The sequence below is a fragment of the Streptomyces sp. NPDC003042 genome (assembly GCF_053591315.1).
Genome location: NZ_JBSFTP010000026.1, coordinates 58,189 through 77,685, shown reverse-complemented (window position 1 = coordinate 77,685; position 19,497 = coordinate 58,189). Strand labels below are relative to the sequence as shown.

The 19,497-nt window shown below is 74.0% G+C and carries 20 protein-coding genes; 12 read left to right on the top strand and 8 right to left on the bottom strand.

Annotated features, from left to right (window positions below; all coding sequences use genetic code 11):
- Positions 1-209: 209 nt before the first annotated feature.
- Entirely contained in the window at positions 210-1,127 is a 918-nt protein-coding gene (locus ACWDYJ_RS15955) for a hypothetical protein (RefSeq protein ID WP_451566127.1), read from the bottom strand.
- Positions 1,128-1,213: 86 nt separating this feature from the next.
- Here ACWDYJ_RS15955 and ACWDYJ_RS15950 point away from each other — a divergent pair, with 86 nt between their 5' ends.
- Together ACWDYJ_RS15950 and ACWDYJ_RS15945 are read left to right on the top strand one after the other, a co-directional pair.
- Entirely contained in the window at positions 1,214-3,703 is a 2,490-nt protein-coding gene (locus tag ACWDYJ_RS15950) for a helicase-associated domain-containing protein (protein WP_451566126.1), read from the top strand.
- A gap of 79 nt (positions 3,704-3,782) precedes the next feature.
- Positions 3,783-4,373, top strand: a complete 591-nt coding sequence (locus tag ACWDYJ_RS15945; protein ID WP_451566125.1) for a DUF4291 domain-containing protein — start codon at positions 3,783-3,785, stop codon at positions 4,371-4,373.
- Here ACWDYJ_RS15945 and ACWDYJ_RS15940 read toward each other — a convergent pair.
- A complete protein-coding gene (locus ACWDYJ_RS15940; RefSeq protein ID WP_451566124.1) occupies positions 4,358-4,825 on the bottom strand; it encodes an N-acetyltransferase in 468 nt (155 codons plus the stop codon). The genes ACWDYJ_RS15945 and ACWDYJ_RS15940 overlap by 16 nt on opposite strands.
- A complete protein-coding gene (locus ACWDYJ_RS15935) occupies positions 4,822-5,394 on the bottom strand; it encodes a peroxiredoxin-like family protein (RefSeq protein ID WP_451566123.1) in 573 nt (190 codons plus the stop codon). The genes ACWDYJ_RS15940 and ACWDYJ_RS15935 overlap by 4 nt, the downstream gene beginning before the upstream one ends.
- Before the next feature lie 71 nt (positions 5,395-5,465).
- On the opposite strand from ACWDYJ_RS15935, the gene ACWDYJ_RS15930 reads away from it, so the two are divergent.
- The 3 genes from ACWDYJ_RS15930 to ACWDYJ_RS15920 all read left to right on the top strand — a co-directional run bounded on the left by ACWDYJ_RS15930 (position 5,466) and on the right by ACWDYJ_RS15920 (position 8,238).
- Complete coding sequence (locus ACWDYJ_RS15930; RefSeq protein WP_451566122.1) at positions 5,466-6,092, top strand: TetR/AcrR family transcriptional regulator; 627 nt, start codon at positions 5,466-5,468, stop codon at positions 6,090-6,092.
- 137 nt (positions 6,093-6,229) lie between these two features.
- Positions 6,230-6,502: a hypothetical protein gene (locus ACWDYJ_RS15925; RefSeq protein WP_451566121.1), complete on the top strand. Its 273-nt coding sequence runs from the start codon at positions 6,230-6,232 to the stop codon at positions 6,500-6,502.
- 92 nt (positions 6,503-6,594) lie between these two features.
- The gene (locus tag ACWDYJ_RS15920) at positions 6,595-8,238 is read left to right on the top strand and encodes a DNA repair helicase XPB (protein WP_451566120.1); all 1,644 of its coding nucleotides are present in this window, start codon (positions 6,595-6,597) and stop codon (positions 8,236-8,238) included.
- A gap of 267 nt (positions 8,239-8,505) precedes the next feature.
- Here ACWDYJ_RS15920 and ACWDYJ_RS15915 read toward each other — a convergent pair whose 3' ends face one another.
- On the bottom strand, positions 8,506-8,691 hold the full coding sequence (locus ACWDYJ_RS15915) for a hypothetical protein (protein WP_451566119.1): 186 nt from the start codon (positions 8,689-8,691) through the stop codon (positions 8,506-8,508).
- A gap of 128 nt (positions 8,692-8,819) precedes the next feature.
- Entirely contained in the window at positions 8,820-9,005 is a 186-nt protein-coding gene (locus tag ACWDYJ_RS15910; protein WP_451566118.1) for a hypothetical protein, read from the bottom strand.
- Positions 9,006-9,420: 415 nt separating this feature from the next.
- Between ACWDYJ_RS15910 and ACWDYJ_RS15905 the strand changes: the two genes are divergently transcribed.
- Complete coding sequence (locus ACWDYJ_RS15905; protein WP_451566133.1) at positions 9,421-11,397, top strand: HelD family protein; 1,977 nt, start codon at positions 9,421-9,423, stop codon at positions 11,395-11,397.
- A 277-nt stretch (positions 11,398-11,674) separates the two neighbouring features.
- Here ACWDYJ_RS15905 and ACWDYJ_RS15900 read toward each other — a convergent pair whose 3' ends face one another.
- Positions 11,675-12,361 carry a copper homeostasis protein CutC gene (locus tag ACWDYJ_RS15900; protein ID WP_451566117.1) on the bottom strand — a complete coding sequence of 229 codons (687 nt, stop codon included), beginning with the start codon at positions 12,359-12,361 and terminating at the stop codon, positions 11,675-11,677.
- 113 nt (positions 12,362-12,474) lie between these two features.
- On the opposite strand from ACWDYJ_RS15900, the gene ACWDYJ_RS15895 reads away from it, so the two are divergent.
- The 3 genes from ACWDYJ_RS15895 (at position 12,475) to ACWDYJ_RS15885 (ending at position 15,246) form a co-directional block, all read left to right on the top strand.
- The gene (locus tag ACWDYJ_RS15895) at positions 12,475-13,143 is read left to right on the top strand and encodes an HD domain-containing protein (protein ID WP_451566116.1); all 669 of its coding nucleotides are present in this window, start codon (positions 12,475-12,477) and stop codon (positions 13,141-13,143) included.
- Between the two features lie 90 nt (positions 13,144-13,233).
- A complete protein-coding gene (locus ACWDYJ_RS15890) occupies positions 13,234-14,451 on the top strand; it encodes a Cmx/CmrA family chloramphenicol efflux MFS transporter (protein ID WP_451566115.1) in 1,218 nt (405 codons plus the stop codon).
- A 228-nt stretch (positions 14,452-14,679) separates the two neighbouring features.
- Positions 14,680-15,246 (top strand): hypothetical protein, encoded by a 567-nt coding sequence (locus ACWDYJ_RS15885; RefSeq protein ID WP_451566114.1) that lies wholly within the window; start codon positions 14,680-14,682, stop codon positions 15,244-15,246.
- A 30-nt stretch (positions 15,247-15,276) separates the two neighbouring features.
- Here the strand turns inward: ACWDYJ_RS15885 and ACWDYJ_RS15880 are convergent, their stop codons facing one another.
- A complete protein-coding gene (locus tag ACWDYJ_RS15880; RefSeq protein WP_451566113.1) occupies positions 15,277-15,543 on the bottom strand; it encodes a DUF4031 domain-containing protein in 267 nt (88 codons plus the stop codon).
- Positions 15,544-15,550: 7 nt separating this feature from the next.
- Positions 15,551-15,928: a hypothetical protein gene (locus ACWDYJ_RS15875; protein ID WP_451566112.1), complete on the bottom strand. Its 378-nt coding sequence runs from the start codon at positions 15,926-15,928 to the stop codon at positions 15,551-15,553.
- A gap of 133 nt (positions 15,929-16,061) precedes the next feature.
- On the opposite strand from ACWDYJ_RS15875, the gene ACWDYJ_RS15870 reads away from it, so the two are divergent.
- Genes ACWDYJ_RS15870 through ACWDYJ_RS15860 form a run of 3 tightly spaced genes read left to right on the top strand, consistent with a single transcriptional unit; the run spans position 16,062 to position 19,497 of the window.
- A complete protein-coding gene (locus ACWDYJ_RS15870; protein WP_451566111.1) occupies positions 16,062-17,015 on the top strand; it encodes a MurR/RpiR family transcriptional regulator in 954 nt (317 codons plus the stop codon).
- Positions 17,012-17,959: an N-acetylmuramic acid 6-phosphate etherase gene (murQ, locus tag ACWDYJ_RS15865; RefSeq protein ID WP_451566110.1), complete on the top strand. Its 948-nt coding sequence runs from the start codon at positions 17,012-17,014 to the stop codon at positions 17,957-17,959. Before ACWDYJ_RS15870 ends, murQ begins: the two co-directional genes overlap by 4 nt.
- A 41-nt stretch (positions 17,960-18,000) precedes the next feature.
- On the top strand, positions 18,001-19,497 hold the full coding sequence (locus tag ACWDYJ_RS15860) for a PTS transporter subunit EIIC (protein ID WP_451566109.1): 1,497 nt from the start codon (positions 18,001-18,003) through the stop codon (positions 19,495-19,497).

Genomic DNA, 19,497 nt, shown 5'->3' with positions numbered 1-19,497 from the left:
TTCCGATCTGGGGCCTCTCCCCGCCCCGCCCTTCCACCATCCCCCAGACTCCGTCCGGGGGGACCCCCAGCCGGGCTCTGCCCGGACCCGCGCCTCACCCCCCCACGACTCCGTCTGGGGATACCCCCTGGCGAGGCTGAAATTGCCCTGCGGGCAATCCAGCCCCGCCGGGGATGGAGGCGCGGGCCGGTCCAGGCTCCCGCCGGAGGCTAACGGCGGGAGCGCCACGTCAGGTACGCCGCCATCGCGACCGCGGCCCCGCGGGCCAGGCCGGGCCACAGGTCGTGGAAGGCGCCGGCCAGCCGGTCGTCGGCCAGGGCCTCGCCCCAGCGGCCCTCGCTCCGCCCCCACAGCCACGCCACGGCTCCGGCGAAGATCCCGCCGGGCAGCCCGAAGGCGACCCATTTGCGTTCGCTCGGCCCGAGGACGCGGGACGCGTAGGCCACCAGCCAGCCGACCGCGAGCAGCATCCAGTACCCGCTGACGGCCCCGGCGACGAGCACCGCCGCCGCCAGGAGCAGGAACGTGTGGGGGCGGCGCCGGGCCACGGCCACGGCCGCGGCCGCAGGTTCCGCCGCCTTCCGGTTCTCGCGGCGCTCGCGAAGGAACCGTACGAGCCTGGGCCCGGGCGGCGGCGGCGGAGGCGGCGGCGCCACCGGCTCGTCCTGGTCCTCGTCCTCCTCCGGCCTCTTGAGCAGCTCCGGGATCTCGATCCCGCCCGCGAAGCCGTCGACCTGCGGGCCCGCCCCGTCGCCCGGGGCGATCCGCCACCAGTCGGGCGGCGGCCCGGCCTCGCCCAGCTCGTCGAGTCCGGCCAGGTGCGGCGGTACGTTCTCGCGCGGCCCGCGCTGCGTCGGAACCGCCGGAATCGCCGGCACCGCCGGAGCCGCCGCGCGGGTCGGACCGCCCAGCGTGTCGAGGACCTCCTCCGGCGTGCCGATCCGCTCCAGGATGCGGCGCACCGCCGCCGGGGTCTCCGGTTCGTACTTGGCGCGCCGACGGTCGATCTCGTCCCGCAGGCCCGACACCAGCCGCATCCGGTCTCCCGATGACAGCTGGCGCCGTTGCGCCAAGTCCCCGACCCGGCTCAGATATTCGTAGACCAGATGGTCGCTCTCGATCCCCACGCCCCGGCTCCTCCCGTCCCGCCTGTCCCGACGGTAGCGCGTGCGTCCGTGGAGCAGCCGTCGGCGCAGCGGATACCGTTGACCGGATGGGGACCGGCAGCCGGACCGCCCGACGTGACCAGGAGGCGACAACCGTGCCTGAGGCAAGCACCGCCGCGGCAAATGCCCCGCGCTCCCTCGCCGAGGCGCTGCGCGCCCGCGACGACGTGGGGCTGGCCGCACTGCTGCACGCGCGCCCGGACCTGCTGAACCCGGTGCCCGGCGATGTCACCCAGCTCGCCACCCGGGCCGGCACCCGGGCTTCGGTGGTGCGCGCCCTGGACCACCTGGACCGGTTCGCCCTCCAGACGGCCGAGGCTCTCGCGGTGGCCCCGGAGCCGTGCCCGTACCCGGTGCTGGAGTCGCTGCTGACCGGCCAGAACGGTTCCGACACCGGCGTCGGGGAGGCGGCCCGCGCCGCGCTCCCCCGGGCGCTCGGCACGCTGCGCGACCAGGCTCTGGTGTGGGGGGACGACGACCGGCTGCGCCTGGTGCGCACCGCCCGTGAGCTGCTCGCGCCGTCGGCGCAGCGGTCGTCCCCGACGGGGCTTGGGCCGACCGTCGCCGAGGCCACCGCCGGGATGTCGCCGACCCGGATCCAGGAGATCGTCGCCACTGTCGGGCTGCCCGCCACCCATGACCCGGTGTCGGCCGTGTCCGCGCTGACCGGGCTGTTCACCGATCCGGAGCGGATGTCGGCGCTGCTGGACGAGGCTCCGGCGGAGGCCCACCAGGTGCTCGGGCGGCTCGTGTGGGGGCCGCCGTACGGGGAGGTCACCCCGAATCCGACGCCGCCGGTGCGCTGGCTGCGCGACCGGGGGCTGTTGCTTCCCGTCACGGCGCGGACCGTCGTACTGCCCCGCGAGGTGGCGCTGTACCTGCGCGGCGGGCTGGCGCACCGGCACACCGCGCCGGTGGCGCCGCCGGTCGGCGTGCACCGCGAGCACCGTCCACAGCTTGTGGACGCGAACGCCGCCGGGCAGGCGCTGGCCGCGCTGTCCACCGTCGAGGAGCTGCTGAAGTCCTGGGAGCACGCCGGGCCCCCCGTCCTGCGGGCGGGCGGGCTCTCCGTACGCGACCTGAAGCGGACGGCGTCCCTCCTGGACACCACGGAGGCGTCGGCGGCGTTCTGGATCGAACTCGCCTACGCCGCCGGGCTGCTGGCCGGCGACGACCAGGCCGACGAGCGGTACGCGCCGACCCCCGCCTTCGACACCTGGACCGAACTCCCGCCCGCCGAGCGGTGGTCGGTGCTGGCCGCGGCCTGGCTGCCGGCCACCCGCACGGCCGGTCTGGTCGGCGAGCAGGACGCCAAGGGCCGCACCCTCTCGGTGCTCGGCCCCGAGCTGGACCGCTCCGCCGCGCCCGAGGTCCGCCGACGGGTCCTCGAACTGCTCGCCGAACTGCCCGAGGGCTGTTCCGCCGAAACCGGCGTGCTCCTCGAACGCCTCGCGTGGGAGCGTCCCGTACGCGGTGCGAGCGATCTGCGCGCCCGCCTGGCGCACTGGACGCTGCACGAGGCGGAGGTCCTCGGCGTCACCGGCCGCGCCGCGCTCAGCTCGTTCGGCCGCGCCCTGCTGGAGCGCCGGGACCCGGCGCCGCTGCTGGCCCCGCTGCTGCCCGAGCCGGTGGACCACGTGCTGCTCCAGGCCGACCTGACGGCCGTGGCCCCCGGGCCGCTGCGCCGGCCGCTCGCCGACACCCTGGCGGTGCTGGCCGACGTCGAGTCCAAGGGCGGCGCGACGGTGTACCGCTTCACACCGGGGTCGGTACGGCGGGCCCTGGACGCCGGGCACACCGCCGTCGACCTGCACGCCTTCCTCGCCCAGCACAGCAGCACCCCGGTCCCGCAGCCGCTCTCGTACCTGATCGACGACATGGCCCGGCGGCACGGGCACCTGCGCGTCGGCGCGGCCTCCTCCTACGTGCGCTGCGACGACGACGGCATGCTCAACGAGATCCTGGCCGACAAGCGCTCGGCGGGGCTCGGGCTGCGCCGCCTCGCGCCGACCGTCGTGGCGGCCCAGGCCGAACCGGGCGCGCTGCTCGACGGGTTGCGGGCGATGGGCTACGCCCCGGCCGCGGAGTCCCGTACCGGCGACGTCCTGGTGTCGCGGGCCGACGCGCACCGCAGCCCGGCGCGTTCGGCGCCGGTGCCGGTGCCGGACGGGCCGCCGGTGCCCGACGCCAGGCTGCTGGGCGCGGCGGTACGGGCGATCCGCGCGGGCGAGGCGGCGGCGACGGCGATCCGCAAGGCGCCGGCCTCGGTGGCGCAGGCGCCGGCCTCCGCTCCCGGTGAACTCCCGCGCACGAGCGCGGCGGAGACCCTGGCGACGGTGCAGGCGGCCGCGCTGACCGGCTCGGCGGTGTGGATCGGGTACGTCAACGCCGACGGGGCGGCGAGCCAGCGCGTCATCGCCCCGGTGCGGGTGGAGGGCGGCTTCGTCACCGGCTACGACCACACGGCGGACGAGGTGCGTACGTACGCCCTGCACCGGATCACCGGGGTCGCGGAGCTGGCGGAGGACCAGGTCTAGGCCGTCTCTTTCGGATCTTGCCGGTTAAGCCCGCGTAATCCGGTCGCCGGGCGGGGTGGCGGCGCCGCACCATGGCCTGATGTCCGACGTACCGAACCGCCAGATCCGCGCCGCGCACACCGACACCACGGTGACCGTCTACCAGGCGTACGCCCCCTCGCTCGGCCTGCCGGCGGCTCGTGACGGGCGCTTCCCGCCCGCCTGGAAGCGGGAGCGGATGACGTGGATCAAACCGTCGTTCCTGTGGATGATGTACCGCTGCGGCTGGGCCACGAAGGCCGACCAGGAGACCGTGCTGGCCGTCGAGATCAGCCGTACCGGCTTCGACCGGGCCCTGCGCGAGGCGTGCCTGTCCCACTACGAGCCCGGCGTCCACGCGGACCGCGCGGCCTGGAAGCGGGCTCTCGGCCGGTCCGCCGCCCGCGTCCAGTGGGACCCCGAGCGCGACCCGCACCTCAACGCGCTGCCGTACCGCTCCCTCCAGCTGGGCCTGTCGGGTCCGGCCTCGCGGGCGTACGCCGACGAGTGGACCGTCTCCCTCCGCGACGTCACCCCGCTGGCCCGGGAGATCCACGCCCTCCTGCGCGCCGGGCAGGGCGAGGCGGCGCGGGCCCTGCTCCCGGCCGAAACCCCGTATCCGGCGGGCCCGTTGCCTCACCTGGGGGCGTAGTCGACGCGGCCTGCGTCGAAGGGCCACACCGTGCGGAGCCAGCCGCGTACGGCCGCGTGGACGGCGGCGTCGAGCTCGGCCCGGTCGGCCCGTACCCAGGAGTTGACCTGGACGCGGTCCGGCTGGTCCTCCGCGCCGGGATAGATGTACACGCAGCCGACGACCTCGTCGCCGTCCAGCACGCTGTACGAGAAACCGCGCCGCTCGGCGAAGTCCCGTGCGTGGCGCACGAGGTCGGCCAGATTGGCCTCTGCGGACATGCCTTCCGGGGGCGGCCACCGCCACTCGGCGAATCCGGGCGTCGCCCGGACGTGCGCGATGCTCCCGCTCCAGGCGGCGAGATCGCGCTCGTTGTGCTCCGGGCCGAGCGGCTCCAGCCGGAAGCCGTCCGCGACGAGGGTGCGCGGCACGGCGAAGTCGTCGGGCACGAAGGCTTGCTGATTGTCATTCATGCCCCGACCGTACGGACCCGCTCCGCCAGCGTCAGCAGCTTTTCCACCGGCCACTGATCGTCGACGTGCTCCCCGTACCCGGCGGCCAGCAGCCGGCCGTCCGGCGCGATCAGGAAGTCCGCGGGCAGGCCGAGGCGTCCGTGGGCCTGGGACAGCGCCGGCAGTCGGCCCCGGCCGCGCACGAGCTCCACGCCGCCACTGCCCAGCGCGCGCAGGACCGGCCACCAGGCACGGGGGCTCAGCAGGGACCGGTAGGACGACTCGACGCCGAACTCCGCGTAGAGCCGCTTGTCGGGGTCCGCGACGACCGCGAACGGCAGGTCGGCGACGTGCTCGCGCAGCTCGTCGGCGGGCGAGTGGAAGACCACGACCTCGCGGATGCCGGCCGCCTCGATCTCCCCGTGCCGGCGCACCACGGAGCGCAGGTGCAGATGGCAGACCGGGCAGCCGGCGAACCGGCGGAACTGCAGGTGGACCAGCCGCTCGGGGTCGGGGACGGCGACGGGCGCGCCGTCCGTGACGGCGGTGAGCGAGCGGGCTGGGACGACGGAACCGGCGCGGAGCTGCATGCTGGACCCCCTGGGTAGGCGTATGCCGTACACCAACCAGCGTAGGCGTATGTCGTACGCTGTCAACCGCCATGCCCCGACCCCGCTCGCTCACCCCCGACCAGGTGGCCGCCGCAGCCCTCGCCGTCATCGACCGCGAGGGCCTTCCCGGCCTGTCCATGCGCGCGGCCGCCGTCGAACTCGGCGCCAGCACCATGGCCTTGTACCGGTACGTCCAGGACCGCCAGGAACTCGAAGCCCTCGTCGTCGAACGCGTCCTCGGCTCCCTCGACAGCACCCCGCCGCCCCGCACCGGCGACGCGCCCTGGCAGGACAGGGTCACCGTCCTCGTCGACCGCCTGCGGGACACCGTCACCGCGCACCCCGCCGTCCTGCCGCTCACCCTCACCCACCGCCACCGCTCCCCCGGCGTGCTGCGCTGGGGCGAAACCGTCCTCGGGGTGCTCACGGAGGCCAGGATCGAGGCCGAGGAGCGGGTCATCGCCCTGCGGGCCCTGCTCGCGTACGTCATCGGCGCGGTCCAGCAGGAACACCTCGGCGCCCTCTCCGGCGCCGGCACGACCGCCATCACGGCTCTCCCGCCGGACGAGTACCCGTACCTGAGCGCGACGGCCCGCACGGCCCGGTCGGTCACCCCGGACCAGGAGTTCCACGGCGGCCTGGCCCTCCTCCTGCGCGGCCTCTCGGCGGCATATTGATTGGGTTGTGACCCGGAAAGTTCTGATCGGCGCGGTGATCACTAGGGTCTCCCCGTGCCGAACCACTACGAGTACCCCCGGGTCGGAGCAACCCGTACGACGGCCCATCTGGCCGTCTTCACGATGAAGGATCCACCGTGTCGCTGGTGACCCGGCTCTCCATGGCCTTCGACGACTGCCGGGTGGCCGCACAGGCCCCGCCGCCCGGATCCGGCCTGCCGACCCTGCCGGCCGACAGCGGGATGGTGCAGTCCCTCACCGGGCAGGGCCGGGCCATGGTGGTCGGTATGGCTCAGTGGTCCGACGGCCGCGTCCGTGACTACCAGCAGCTGGCCGACCTCCTGGGACCGCTCCTGGACGGGGTCTCACAGAACGTCGCCCACTACGAGCACGGCACGAGCGCGAACTGACCACAGGACCGCCCCGCCCGGGCGCCGGGTTCCCGCCGGGGCGGTCGTACGGCACACTGGAGGTTTGACCAGAGTGAAACGGGGCGCCACGCGTGAATGGTCCACTCATCGTCCAAAGTGACAAGACCCTCCTGCTGGAGGTCGACCACGAACTCGCCGGGGCCGCGCGCCGCGCCATCGCGCCCTTCGCCGAGCTGGAGCGTGCCCCCGAGCACATCCACACCTACCGGATCACCCCGCTCGGCCTGTGGAACGCCCGGGCCGCCGGGCACGACGCCGAGCAGGTCGTCGACGCGCTCGTCGAGTACTCCCGCTACCCCGTCCCGCACGCGCTGCTCGTCGACGTCGCCGAGACCATGGCCCGCTACGGGCGCCTCACCCTCTCCAAGCACCCCGTCCACGGCCTGGTCCTGACCAGCACGGACCGCCCGGTGCTGGAGGAGATCCTGCGCTCCAAGAAGATCGCCCCGCTCGTCGGAGCCCGGCTGGACCCCGACACCGTGGCCGTGCACCCCTCCGAGCGCGGGCAGATCAAGCAGACCCTGCTCAGGCTGGGCTGGCCGGCCGAGGACCTCGCCGGGTACGTCGACGGCGAGGCGCACGCGATCGACCTGGTCGAGGACGGCTGGGCGCTGCGCCCGTACCAGCGGCATGCCGTCGAGGGGTTCTGGCACGGCGGCTCCGGCGTGGTCGTGCTGCCGTGCGGCGCGGGCAAGACGCTGGTCGGCGCCGGCGCGATGGCCAAGGCCCGGGCGACGACGCTGATCCTCGTCACCAACACCGTCTCCGCGCGGCAGTGGAAGAGCGAGCTGATCAAGCGGACCACGCTGACGGAGGAGGAGATCGGCGAGTACTCCGGCACGCGCAAGGAGATCCGGCCCGTCACGATCGCCACGTACCAGGTCCTGACGACCAAGCGGAAGGGCGTCTACCCGCACCTGGAGCTGTTCGACTCCCGGGACTGGGGGCTGATCCTCTACGACGAGGTGCACCTGCTGCCGGCGCCGGTCTTCAAGTTCACCGCCGACCTCCAGGCGCGGCGGCGGCTCGGTCTGACCGCGACGCTGGTGCGCGAGGACGGCCGTGAGTCGGACGTGTTCTCCCTCATCGGGCCGAAGCGGTTCGACGCTCCGTGGAAGGAGATCGAGGCGCAGGGCTACATCGCACCCGCCGACTGCGTCGAGGTCCGGGTCAATCTCACCGAGACGGAGCGGCTCGCGTACGCGACCGCCGAGACGGAGGAGAAGTACCGCTTCTGCGCGACGACGGCGACGAAGCGGAAGGTCACCGAGGCGCTGGTGCGCAAGCACCAGGGTGAGCAGACGCTGGTCATCGGGCAGTACATCGACCAGCTCGACGAGCTCGGCGAGCACCTGGACGCGCCCGTCATCAAGGGCGAGACCTCCAACGCGCAGCGCGAGAAGCTCTTCAACGCCTTCCGCGAGGGCGAGATCAGCGTGCTGGTCGTCTCGAAGGTCGCGAACTTCTCGATCGACCTGCCCGAGGCCACGGTCGCCATCCAGGTGTCCGGCACCTTCGGCTCCCGCCAGGAGGAGGCCCAGCGCCTGGGCCGCGTGCTGCGCCCGAAGGCGGACGGCCACGAGGCGCGGTTCTACTCGGTCGTCGCGCGCGACACGATCGACCAGGACTACGCCGCCCACCGCCAGCGCTTCCTGGCCGAACAGGGCTACGCCTACCGGATCATGGACGCCGACGAGGTGCTGGCAGCGGACTGACGGCCGCTCCGGCCGCCCCTCCGGGCGAGCGGGACGGTGAGCAGCGGTACGCACCACAGGTGCGGCCGGTCCGGGGAGCAGGGCGCGCCCGGTGTCGGACAGGTGGCGGTGGCCGGGCAGCGGGGCCTGGAACAGCGGTTCCAGCCCCAGACCGGCGATGGTGGCGGCCAGGGCGGGGCCCGGCCGGGCCTTCAGTCCCCCGTGGCCGGTGGGAGAGCGGGATCAGCAGGGCGAACAGGCCGGCGTTGCCGAGCAGGAGGACGGCCTTCAGCACGCCGACCGGCAGCCAGGCAGCCGACGTGAAGACGTGAACAGGATCGCGGCGAACGGCGGGCAGGCGGCGGGCGGTTGCCGTTCGGCGGCGCGCACGCCGTGGACGACGGCGTCGGCCATCGGGACGCCCAGGGCGATGCACAGCACGCCCGGGGCGAGCAGCGAGCCCGCGACCAGCACACCCGCAAGGGGCGCGGGTGAGCGGGCGGGATCGGAGCCCGGTGCTACGCGCGTGACCCTGGTGGATCAGCGGACCGGGCGGCCGGGATCAGGCCACGGCCTCGCCGGGCCCCGCGCGGTCCCCGGACTCAGCGACGTATGACGCCCGCGTCCTCGGCGTACTCGCCCAGGACGATGACGCTCACGGCGGTCGCCGCGAAGACCTTGGCAGCGCGCAGCACGCCGCCGAACCGGTGGCGGGGACGGGAGTCGGAGGTGGTGGCGGCGCCGCTCGGGCGGCCGCCCTGCATCGGGATGAAGGTTGCGGTGCTCATGTGTCCATGGTCCGTTTTCCTCCTGTCTCGCACATCGCCCTGGGGGCGGAATCCCAGGGCCTCCCACGTCCTCCTCGCGACCCATGCCACCCCCGGGTGTCTCTGTCTGAGGTCTGACACTCCCCCGTATGACACCCGTACGCAGGTCCTACCCGGGAGGGACTTCCCGCCCGGGAAATCCACTCGCGGGGCCCCGCCGCGATGGCTAGAATCTCCGCTCTTGCCGCCTCCCGCCGCCGTACCGGGGAGAGCCGCCCGCCGGTCGGAAACCGGCGGGCCACCCATCACCGGACCAGCAGCTGGAGGCAGTTCCGTGCCCGCGCACGCCCCCGACACCGCACCCCGCGACGCAGCCGACGACCCGCTCGCCCGCGAACGGGCCCACCTCGCCGCCTCGCGCTCCGCCCTGCGCGCGATGCGCGAGGACGTGGAGGCCCTCGACATCCGCGACGTCACCGCGAACTGGGTCAACGCCGTCGTCCTCCAGGCCCAGATCGACGACCGCATCAAGGCGCTCGCCGACCTCTCCCACACCCCCCTCTTCTTCGGCCGCCTCGACTACCTGCACGCGCCGGGCGCGGAGTTGGCCGAGGGCGCCGGAGGGGAAATGTTCTACATCGGGCGCCGCCACGTGCACGACGCCGGCGGCGATCCGATGGTGATCGACTGGCGCGCACCCGTCTCCCAGCCGTTCTACCGCGCCTCGAAGACCGACCCGCAGGACGTCTCCCTGCGCCGCCGCTTCGGGTACACGGGCGGCGAGCTGACGGCGTACGAGGACGAGCACCTCTCCGACCCGGCGGAGGCGACGGCGGCGGTCAGCAAGCTGCTCCAGCAGGAGATCGAGCGCCCGCGCGTCGGTCCCATGCGTGACATCGTCGCGACGATCCAGCCCGAGCAGGACGAGATCGTCCGCTCCGGCCTCTCGGGATCGGTGTGCGTGCAGGGCGGTCCCGGCACCGGGAAGACGGCCGTCGGCCTGCACCGCGTGGCGTACCTCCTCTACGCGCACCGCGACCGCCTGGCCCGCACCGGGACGCTCGTCATCGGGCCGAACCGTTCCTTCCTCCACTACATCGAGCAGGTCCTCCCGGCCCTGGGCGAGCTGGAGGTCAAGCAGGCCACCGTGGACGACCTCGTCGCGCGCGCGGGCCTGGAGGTGCGCGGCGCGGACCAGGCCGAGACCGCCGTGGTCAAGGGTGATGCCCGCATGGCACAGGTGCTGCGTCACGCTGTCCGTTCACACGTCACACTGCCCACCGAACCGCTGATGGTCGTACGGGGGTCCCGCCGCTGGCGCGTGCCGGCGTACGAACTCGCGGAGATCGTCGAGGAGCTCCAGAACCGCGACATCCGCTACGGCGCGGCCCGCGACGCGCTGCCGCAGCGGATCGCCCACACCGTCCTCGTCCGCATGGAACAGGCGGGCGAGGCCCCCGACGACCGGGTCCAGGACGCCGTGGCCCGCAACGCGGCGGTCAAGGCGGCGGTCAAGGAGATCTGGCCGCCTGTGGACCCGGCCAAGCTGGTCCTGCGCCTCCTGTCCGACCCGGAGTTCCTGGCCGCCCACGCGGACGGCGTCCTCACGCAGGACGAGCAGAAACTCCTCCTGTGGCCGAAGCCGTTCCGGAGCACGAAGTCGGCGAAGTGGTCGGCGGCGGACCTGGTCCTGATCGACGAGGCCGCCGACCTGGTGGAGCGGACGCACTCCCTCGGCCACGTCGTCGTCGACGAGGCGCAGGACCTGTCCCCGATGCAGTACCGGGCGGTCGGCCGCCGCTGCACGACGGGCTCGGCGACGGTCCTGGGCGACCTCGCCCAGGGCACGACCCCGTGGGCCACCCGCAGCTGGGAGGAGGCCCTGTCCCACCTGGGCAAGCCGGAGGCGGTCCTCGAAGAGCTGACGGCGGGCTTCCGGGTGCCGCGCGAGGTCATCGCGTACGCCTCCCGCCTGCTGCCGTCGATCTCCCCGGGCCTGTCCCCGGTGTCCTCGGTCCGCGAGGCCCCCGGCTCCCTGGTCGTCTCCCACGCCGTGGAACTCACGCCGGCGGTGATCGAGGCCTGCCGTGCGTCCCTGGCGTACGAGGGCTCGATCGGCCTGATCGCGGCCGACGCCCGCATCCCGGAACTGGCCGATGCCCTCCGGGCGGCGGACCTCCCGTACCTCTCGCCCGGCGAGGAGACCACGGCGGAGTCCCGCCTGACCCTGGTGCCGGCCTCGCTGGCCAAGGGCCTGGAGTACGACTACGTCGTCCTGGACGAGCCCGCCGCCATCGTCTCGGGCGAACCGGACGAACGCACCGGCCTGCGCCGGCTGTACGTCTGCCTCACCCGAGCCGTCTCGGGCCTCACGGCCCTCCACTCGGCCCCCCTGCCCCCGACGCTCGCCTGACCGGCGCCGCTTCAAGACCTGGGGCTCCGCCCCAGACCCGCGCCTCAATCGCCGGCGGGGCTGTATGTGGCTGAGCTGTGCCCCCTGGGCACAGCTCAGCCTCGCCGGCGCTTGAGGAAGGGGGCACCCCCAGCGGTAGCTGGGGGAGGGTCCGGGCCGAGCCCGGGGAACGGGGGAAGGGCGGGGCGGGGAGAAGCTCCGCGCAGCGGCCCCCACCGCCGGCCCGGCCCCGGCACCGGCGGCGAGGCTCAAGACCACCGTCCGGCCGGGGCAACGGCTACCCCAGCGCCGCCCGCCATTGCTCCACCGCCGTCGCCGAGACCGGTCCGCCCCACCCGGAGGGACGGGCCGCGCCGCCGATGTGGAACGCGTCGATCCCCGCCCCCCGCAGCACCGGCAGGTGCGACAGTCTCAGCCCGCCGCCCACCAGGGTCCGCGCCCGGTACCCCGGCTCGCCCCCGCGCGCGGCCTCCGCGAGCAGTACCGGCAGCCCCTCGTCCACGCCCCCGGCCGCGCCGGCGGTCAGGTAGGTGTCCAGCCCCGGCAGTTCAGCGAGCGCCTTCCGCAGCTGGTGCCGGTCCGCCGCCCGGTCGATCGCCCGGTGGAAGGTCCAGCGGCAGCCGTCGAGTTCCGCCACGACCGCTTCGACCGCCGTGAGGTCCGGGCTGCCGTCCGGGTTCAGGAACCCGAGGACGAACTCCTCCGCGCCCTCGGCCCGCAGCTCCCGCGCCGCCGCCAGCAGGGCGTCGAGGTCGCCGGCCGCGAACCCGTCCGGCCGGCGGAGCATCACGCGCAGCGGGATGTCGACCGCCGCCCTGATCGCCGCGAAGGTCGCGCGCGACGGGGTGAGCCCGTCGGCGGCCATGTCGGTGACCAGTTCGAGTCGGTCCGCCCCACCGGCCTGGGCGGCGGTCGCGTCCTCCACGTCGAGGGCGATCACCTCCAGGAGAGCACGGTTGCTCATGTGATCCCATCCTTCGGAAAACTGCTCGCTGGAAATAGGTCTAGTCCAATGTCAGGGTACGGGCCCGCGCCCTTCCTCCACCAGCACAATCACGCCACCCCCACAATGTGCCCATGACCTCAGACCCCGCGCCCAGCGACACCACCCTCCTGCGCGCCCGCTGGCAGGCCACCGTCATCGCCGCCGGGGCCGCCACCGCCGCGACCGACCCGACCCCCTACGCCGACCGCCTCCTCACCGCCTGGGCGGAACCGCAGCGCCGGTACCACACCACCGCGCACCTGGCCGACGTACTGGCACGGATCGACGTACTGGCCGAGCACGCCGCCGACCCCGTCGCCGTCGAGCTCGCCGCCTGGTTCCACGACGCCGTCTACCGCCCCGACCGCTCCGAGAACGAGGAACGCAGCGCCGCCCTCGCCGAGCGCGCCCTGCCCGAGCTCGGCGTCGACGAGGCCCGCACCGCCGAGGTCGCGCGCCTGGTCCGGCTCACCGTCACCCACGACCCCGCCCCGGGCGACACCAACGGGGAGGCCCTCTGCGACGCCGACCTCGCCGTCCTCGCCGGCGCCCCGGACGCCTACGCCGCGTACGCCGCCGCCGTCCGCGCCGAGTACGCCTTCGTCCCGGACGACGCCTTCCGCACCGGCCGCGCCGCGGTCCTGCGTCAGCTGCTCGGCCTGCCCCGCCTCTTCCGTACCCCGTACGGCGCCACGCACTGGGAGGCACCGGCGCGCCACAACCTGGCCGCGGAACTGGCCGCCCTGACCCGCGCAACCTGACATACGACCCGTCACACGGGAATGTGACCCTGCTCGTGGCAGTTTGTACATGTCATGCCCGCAGCTTCCCCAGCGTCCCCCCGCGCCCGCATGCCCGTCGCCGTCTACATCCTCGGTCTGTCCGTCTTCGCGCTCGGCACCAGCGAATTCATGCTCTCCGGGCTCCTGCCGCCCATCGCGCAGGACATGGACGTCACCATCCCGCAGGCCGGCCTGCTCATATCGGCCTTCGCGATCGGCATGGTCGTCGGAGCTCCGCTGCTGGCCGTCGCCACCCTGCGCCTCCCCCGCCGCACCACCCTCATCACCCTCATCACCCTCTTCGGCCTCGGCCAGGTCGCGGGCGCGCTGGCCCCCACCTACGGGCTCCTCTTCGCCTCCCGCGTGCTCTCCGCCCTCGCCTGCGCCGGCTTCTGGGCCGTCGGCGCGGCCGTCGCCATCGCGATGGTCGACAAGGACCAGCGCGCCCGCGCGATGGCCGTCATGATCGGCGGCCTCTCCATCGCCAACGTCCTCGGCGTCCCGGCCGGCGCCTTCCTCGGCGAGCACCTCGGCTGGCGCTCCGCCTTCTGGTCGGTCGCCCTGGCCTCCGCCGTCGCCCTCGCCGGCATCCTGGCGCTGATCCCGAAGATCCCGCTGCCCGCCGAGAAACCCCGCCTCGGCCGCGAGCTGCGCATCTACCGCGACCGCCAGGTGTGGCTGTCCATCGGCGCCACCGCGCTGGCCGCGGGCGGCGTCTTCTGCGCCTTCAGCTACCTGTCGCCGCTGCTCACGGACGTGGCCGGGCTGGACTCCCACTGGGTCCCGTGGATCCTCGGCCTCTTCGGCATCGGCGCGCTGGTCGGCACCACCGTCGGCGGGCGGGTCGCCGACGCGCACCTCTTCGGGGTGCTGATCTGGGGCATCACCGCCTCGACCGTCTTCCTGACCGCGCTGGCCCTGCTGGCCTCCGTCCAGGTGGCCGTGATCGGCCTGTCCTTCCTGATCGGCGTGTCGGCCTTCTTCACCGCCCCCGCGCTGAACGCCCGCATGTTCAACGTCGCCGGCGCCGCCCCCACCCTCGCCGGGGCCACCACCACCGCCGCCTTCAACCTCGGCAACACCGGCGGCCCATGGCTCGGCGGCACCGTCATCGACGCCGGTTACGGCTTCGCCGCCACCGCCTGGGCGGGCGCCGCCATGACGCTGGCCGCGATCGCCCTCACCGTCGTCGCGCTGCGCCTGGACCGCCGTACGCCCGCCCCGACCCGCATCGTGACCTCCTCGACGCCGGCTCCGGACCCGGCGGCCGCGGTCGAGAGGGTCTGACGACGCCCTACGTACGCCCCGGGCCTGGGCCGGTGTGCGGGGCTCGCCGTTCAGGCCGGTCTCCCCCTCGGAGGAACCACCACAGCTCGTCGACCGACAACGTCCCTCGGTCCGCAGCGTGCGGCCCCTCGAAACTGCTGGATCCCGGCATTCCGCGTGGGGCCGGCCGCGGCCTACCGTGACGCCGTACGGCAGCGGGAACAACGGGGACAACGGGGGGAGACGGTCATGGGAAGCAACGCCGGAGCACTGTTCGAGGTGGTGTGGGGGCTGGTGGTCACCGGTTTCGGGTGGATCACCGCGCTGAACGTCAGGGGAGCGGCCGAACGGTTCCTGCGGATGTCCGAAGCCTCCGTGGCCTCGGCGATGTGGCGGCGCAGCCCCGTCGGCGGGTGGTCCGTGGGCGTCCGCGGGATGCGCGCCCTCGGCTTCCTGTTCGCCGTCGTCGGGCCCGTCGTGCTGGTCAGGGGCCTGATCCGGCTGTCCGACAGAGGCCTGGCGTGGGACGCTTCCCTCCCGCCCCTGCCGGCGCCGTTCCTGATCGTGTTCGCCGTGATCACCGCGCTCACGGCCTGGAGGTTCTGGCGGCCGTCGGGCATGGCCCGGCGCGCCTGGGCCGAAGGCGGCCGGATCGGCCGCGTGGCCGCCGCCGTCCTGACGGCGATGCTCGCCGCCTTCTGCCTCGCCCTCTGGTCGGGGAGCCTCACGGCCCTGCTGCTCGCCTGGCTGGTGGGCGCCCTCGCCGCCCTGACTCTCCTGTTGGCGGGTCCCGCCCCGGAGCCCCGGCACAGCTGAACCCGCAGCCGCAGCCGGAGCACTCCTGAGCTACGCCGGGCGGCCCTTCGGGCGGCGGAGGCCGGATCCGGTCAGGCGGCGGACGAGTTCCTTGCTGCCGATCTCCACCGCGCCCGCGGTGACCGCGTCCGCGTACCGGTGCGACGGCACGTCGTAGTGGTCCCGCTCGAAGGCGCGGGGCGGGCAGCCGATGGCCGCCGCGAAGGCGTGCAGTTCCTCGAACGAGACGTCGCTGACCAGGTGCGACCACATGCGGCCGTGCCCCGGCCAGACCGGCGGGTCGATGTACACCGTCACAGGTGACTCACCGGCCCGGCTGGAGGACCGGACCGAGGCCGCCCACCGCCGCCACGCGCACGCCCGCCTCGGAGCACACCCAGTGCGGATCGGGCCCCAGCTCCGGCTCGACGTCCAGCGCGTGCGGGTCCCCGTGCACGCACACCGGGCACAGCGGCCAGCGCCCGTACTTCGCCAGCAGCGCGTCCTGCACGTCCTGGGCGACGAGCCCCGACAGGTAGCCGACTCCCTCGGGCCACTGCTCCACCCACCACCGGCGGTGTGTGACCGAGTCCTCGACGAGGGAGACGACATCGGCATCGGCGACCTCGCCGGCGGCGAGATCGGCGAGAACAAGGGCACGGGCAACGTGCAGCGCCTGCTCAAGGGGGATCGTTTCGTCCATGAGGTCATTGTGAACCGTTCCCGGCAGTGGTGACCGCCGTTAACCGAATCGCTACAAACCGGACCGCCCGGACCGCCCACGCCGACCCTTGTGGCGTCTTGACGCACCCCCACGCTGAAAATAGATTTCATGCGTGAGCGATGACGCGAAAGAAACTTTCAGCACGGCGGGCAGGACCGCCCCGGCCACCCCCGCCCCCGCCGCCCTCCGGGCCCGCGTACGCAGCCTGGCCCCCTCCATGACCCGCTCCATGCAGGCCGTCGCCGAAGCCGTCGCCGCGGACCCCGCCCGCTGCGCCAAGCTCACCGTCTCCGCCCTCGCCGCGCACACCGGCACCAGCGAGGCCACCGTCGTACGCACCGCCCGCCTCCTCGGCTACCCCGGCTACCGCGACCTGCGCCTCGCCCTCGCCGCGCTCGCCGCCCAGCAGGAGTCCGGCGCCGCCCCCGCCGTCACCGTCGACATAGCCGTCGACGACCCCCTCGCCGACGTCGTCGCCAAACTGGCCCACGAGGAGGCGCAGACCCTCGCCGACACCGCCGCCGGGCTCGACCTCGCCCAGCTCGCCGCCGCCGTCGACGCGCTCGCCACCGCCCGCCGCATCGACATCTACGGCGTCGGCGCCTCCGCCCTCGTCGGCCAGGACCTCGCCCAGAAGCTGCTGCGCATCGGCCTGATCGCCCACGCCCACAGCGACCCCCACCTCGCCGTCACCAACGCCGTCCTGCTCCGCCCCGGGGACGTGGCCGTCGCCATCACCCACTCCGGCGGCACGGGCGATGCCATCGAGCCGCTGCGCCACGCCTTCGAACACGGCGCGACGACCATCGCCATCACCGGCCGCGGCCCGAACGCCCCCGTCGCCCACTACGCCGACCTCGTACTGGCTACCTCCGCCCCCCGCGAGACCCAGCTGCGCCCGGCCGCGATGTCCAGCCGGACCAGTCAACTGCTCGTCGTGGACTGTCTGTTCGTCGGCGTCGCCCAGCAGACGTACGAGACGGCCGCGCCCGCCCTCGCCGCCTCGTACGAGGCCCTCGCCCCCCGGCACCACACGTCCGCCCCCGCCAGGAGTTCCCGCCCATGACCGCGCCCATGACCGCGTACGCCGCCCTCCGCGCCCAGCTCGACACCCTGACCACCGAGGCCTTCCGCCCCGAACTGGCCGGGATCGACCGGCTCTCCACCCTGGAGATCGCCCGCGTCATGAACGCCGAGGACGCCACCGTCCCGGCCGCCGTCGCCGGGCAGCTGCCGCGGATCGCCGCCGCCGTCGATGCCATCGCCGCGCGCATGGCCCGGGGCGGGCGCCTCGTATACGCGGGCGCGGGCACCGCCGGGCGCCTCGGCGTGCTCGACGCGAGCGAATGCCCGCCCACCTTCAACACCGACCCCGCGCAGGTCGTCGGCCTGATCGCGGGCGGGCCGGGCGCCCTGGTCAGGTCCGTCGAGGGCGCCGAGGACTCCCGGGAGCTGGCCGCCGCGGACCTCACCGCCCTCGCCCTGACCTCCGACGACACCGTCGTCGGGATCTCCGCCTCCGGCCGCACCCCGTACGCGATCGGCGCCGTCGAGTTCGCCCGTACGCGCGGCGCGCTCACCGTCGGCCTGTCCTGCAACGCCGGTTCCGCCCTCGCCGCCGCCGCCGAACACGGCATCGAGGTCGTCGTCGGCCCCGAACTCCTCGCCGGCTCCACCCGCCTGAAGGCCGGCACCGCGCAGAAGCTCGTACTCAACCTCATCTCGACCGTCACGATGATCCGGCTCGGCAAGACCTACGGGAACCTCATGGTCGACGTACGCGCCTCCAACGAGAAGCTGCGCGCCCGCTCCCGCCGCATCGTGGCCCTGGCCACCGGCGCGCCCGACGCCGAGATCGAGGCCGCGCTCACCGCCACCGGCGGCGAGGTCAAGAACGCCGTCCTCGTCATCCTCGGCGGCGTCGACGGCCCGACCGCGGCCGAACTGCTCGCCGCCGCCCACGGCCACCTCCGCGCGGCCCTCGCCCAGGCCCTCACACAGGCCCGCTGACGACCCGACCTCCGCACCCCTGCCGAAGAAGGCGATCCACCATGTCCACTGACCTGCCCGCTGACAAGAACCGCGCCACCGCCGCCGCGATCCTGCCTCTGGTCGGCGGCCCGGACAACGTCACCTCGGTCGCGCACTGCATGACGCGCCTGCGCATCGCGCTGCGCGACCGCTCGCTCGTGCAGGACGAGGCACTCAAGGCCGTACCGGCCGTACTGGGCGTCGTGGACGACGACACGTACCAGATCGTCCTCGGCCCGGGCACCGTCGCCCGCGTGACGCCCGTGTTCGAGGCGCTGGTCGAGGAGGGCCGCTCGGCCGCCGCCGCACCGCAGCACGCGCTCACCGCCGACGAACTGGCCGAGCGGGGCGCGGCGCTGAAGGCAGCGCGGAAGGCGAAGAACTCCACCCCCTTCAAACTGTTCCTGCGCCGCATCGCCAACATCTTCGTCCCGCTGATCCCGGCCCTGATCGGCTGCGGCATCATCGCCGGCCTCGGCGGCATGCTCACCAACCTGGGCTGGCTGCCCGGCGTCGTCCCGGCGCTCACCGCGACGGCCTCCGGTTTCATGTCACTGATCGCGGTGTTCGTCGGCTACAACACCGCCAAGGAGTTCGGCGGTACGGCCATCCTGGGCGGCGCGGTCGCCGCCGTCATCGTCTTCCCGGGCGTCGCGAAGATCACCGCCTTCGGCGTGGAGCTGAGGCCCGGCCAGGGCGGCGTCCTCGGCGCGCTCGCCGCCGCCCTGCTCGCCGTCCAGGTAGAGAAGTGGTGCCGAAAGCGGATCCCCGAGGCCCTGGACGTCCTGGTCACGCCCACCCTCACCGTGCTCGTCTCCGGCCTGGTCACCCTCTACGGCCTGATGTTCCTCGCCGGCGAGGCCTCCACCGCCATCGGCGCCTTCGCCGACTGGCTCCTCGCCACCGGCGGCGCCTTCGCCGGACTCGTCCTCGGCGGGCTCTTCCTGCCCCTGGTCATGCTGGGCCTGCACCAGGCCCTGATCCCGCTGCACACCACCCTCATCGAGCAGAGCGGCTACACCGTCCTGCTGCCCATCCTCGCGATGGCGGGCGCGGGCCAGGTCGGCGCGGCCATCGCCGTCTACTACCGCCTCCCCCACAACGGTTCGCTGCGCACCACCATCAAGTCCGCGCTCCCGGCCGGCTTCCTGGGCGTCGGCGAACCGCTGATCTACGGCGTCTCCCTGCCCCTGGGCCGCCCGTTCGTCACCGCCTGCGTCGGCGGCGCGGCGGGCGGGGCCTTCGTGGGCCTCTTCAACCAACTCGGCATGACCTTCGGCTCCACCGCCATCGGCCCCTCGGGCTGGGCCCTCTTCCCGCTCCTGGACGGCACGTCGGGCATGGGCCTGACGATCGCCGTCTACGGGGGCGGCCTGGTGGTCGGCTACCTCGTCGGCTTCGCCGCCACGTACTTCTTCGGCTTCACCCCCCAGATGCTGACGGACCTCAACACCGGCCCGGACGACCCGACGACGGCCCCCGCCACCGAGCCTTCGCGCGAACCGGCCCTGGCCTGA

What these genes read in the sequence shown, in the direction of transcription:
- ACWDYJ_RS15950 (WP_451566126.1), top strand. Translation starts at nt 1,214, where the DNA reads ATGGGGACCGGCAGCCGGACCGCCCGACGTGACCAGGAGGCGACAACC.
- ACWDYJ_RS15945 (WP_451566125.1), top strand. Translation starts at nt 3,783, where the DNA reads ATGTCCGACGTACCGAACCGCCAGATCCGCGCCGCGCACACCGACACC.
- ACWDYJ_RS15940 (WP_451566124.1), bottom strand. Translation starts at nt 4,825, where the DNA reads ATGAATGACAATCAGCAAGCCTTCGTGCCCGACGACTTCGCCGTGCCG.
- ACWDYJ_RS15935 (WP_451566123.1), bottom strand. Translation starts at nt 5,394, where the DNA reads ATGCAGCTCCGCGCCGGTTCCGTCGTCCCAGCCCGCTCGCTCACCGCC.
- ACWDYJ_RS15930 (WP_451566122.1), top strand. Translation starts at nt 5,466, where the DNA reads ATGCCCCGACCCCGCTCGCTCACCCCCGACCAGGTGGCCGCCGCAGCC.
- ACWDYJ_RS15910 (WP_451566118.1), bottom strand. Translation starts at nt 9,005, where the DNA reads ATGAGCACCGCAACCTTCATCCCGATGCAGGGCGGCCGCCCGAGCGGC.
- ACWDYJ_RS15905 (WP_451566133.1), top strand. Translation starts at nt 9,421, where the DNA reads ATGCGCGAGGACGTGGAGGCCCTCGACATCCGCGACGTCACCGCGAAC.
- ACWDYJ_RS15900 (WP_451566117.1), bottom strand. Translation starts at nt 12,361, where the DNA reads ATGAGCAACCGTGCTCTCCTGGAGGTGATCGCCCTCGACGTGGAGGAC.
- ACWDYJ_RS15895 (WP_451566116.1), top strand. Translation starts at nt 12,475, where the DNA reads ATGACCTCAGACCCCGCGCCCAGCGACACCACCCTCCTGCGCGCCCGC.
- ACWDYJ_RS15890 (WP_451566115.1), top strand. Translation starts at nt 13,234, where the DNA reads ATGCCCGTCGCCGTCTACATCCTCGGTCTGTCCGTCTTCGCGCTCGGC.
- ACWDYJ_RS15885 (WP_451566114.1), top strand. Translation starts at nt 14,680, where the DNA reads ATGGGAAGCAACGCCGGAGCACTGTTCGAGGTGGTGTGGGGGCTGGTG.
- ACWDYJ_RS15875 (WP_451566112.1), bottom strand. Translation starts at nt 15,928, where the DNA reads ATGGACGAAACGATCCCCCTTGAGCAGGCGCTGCACGTTGCCCGTGCC.
- murQ (WP_451566110.1), top strand. Translation starts at nt 17,012, where the DNA reads ATGACCGCGCCCATGACCGCGTACGCCGCCCTCCGCGCCCAGCTCGAC.
- ACWDYJ_RS15860 (WP_451566109.1), top strand. Translation starts at nt 18,001, where the DNA reads ATGTCCACTGACCTGCCCGCTGACAAGAACCGCGCCACCGCCGCCGCG.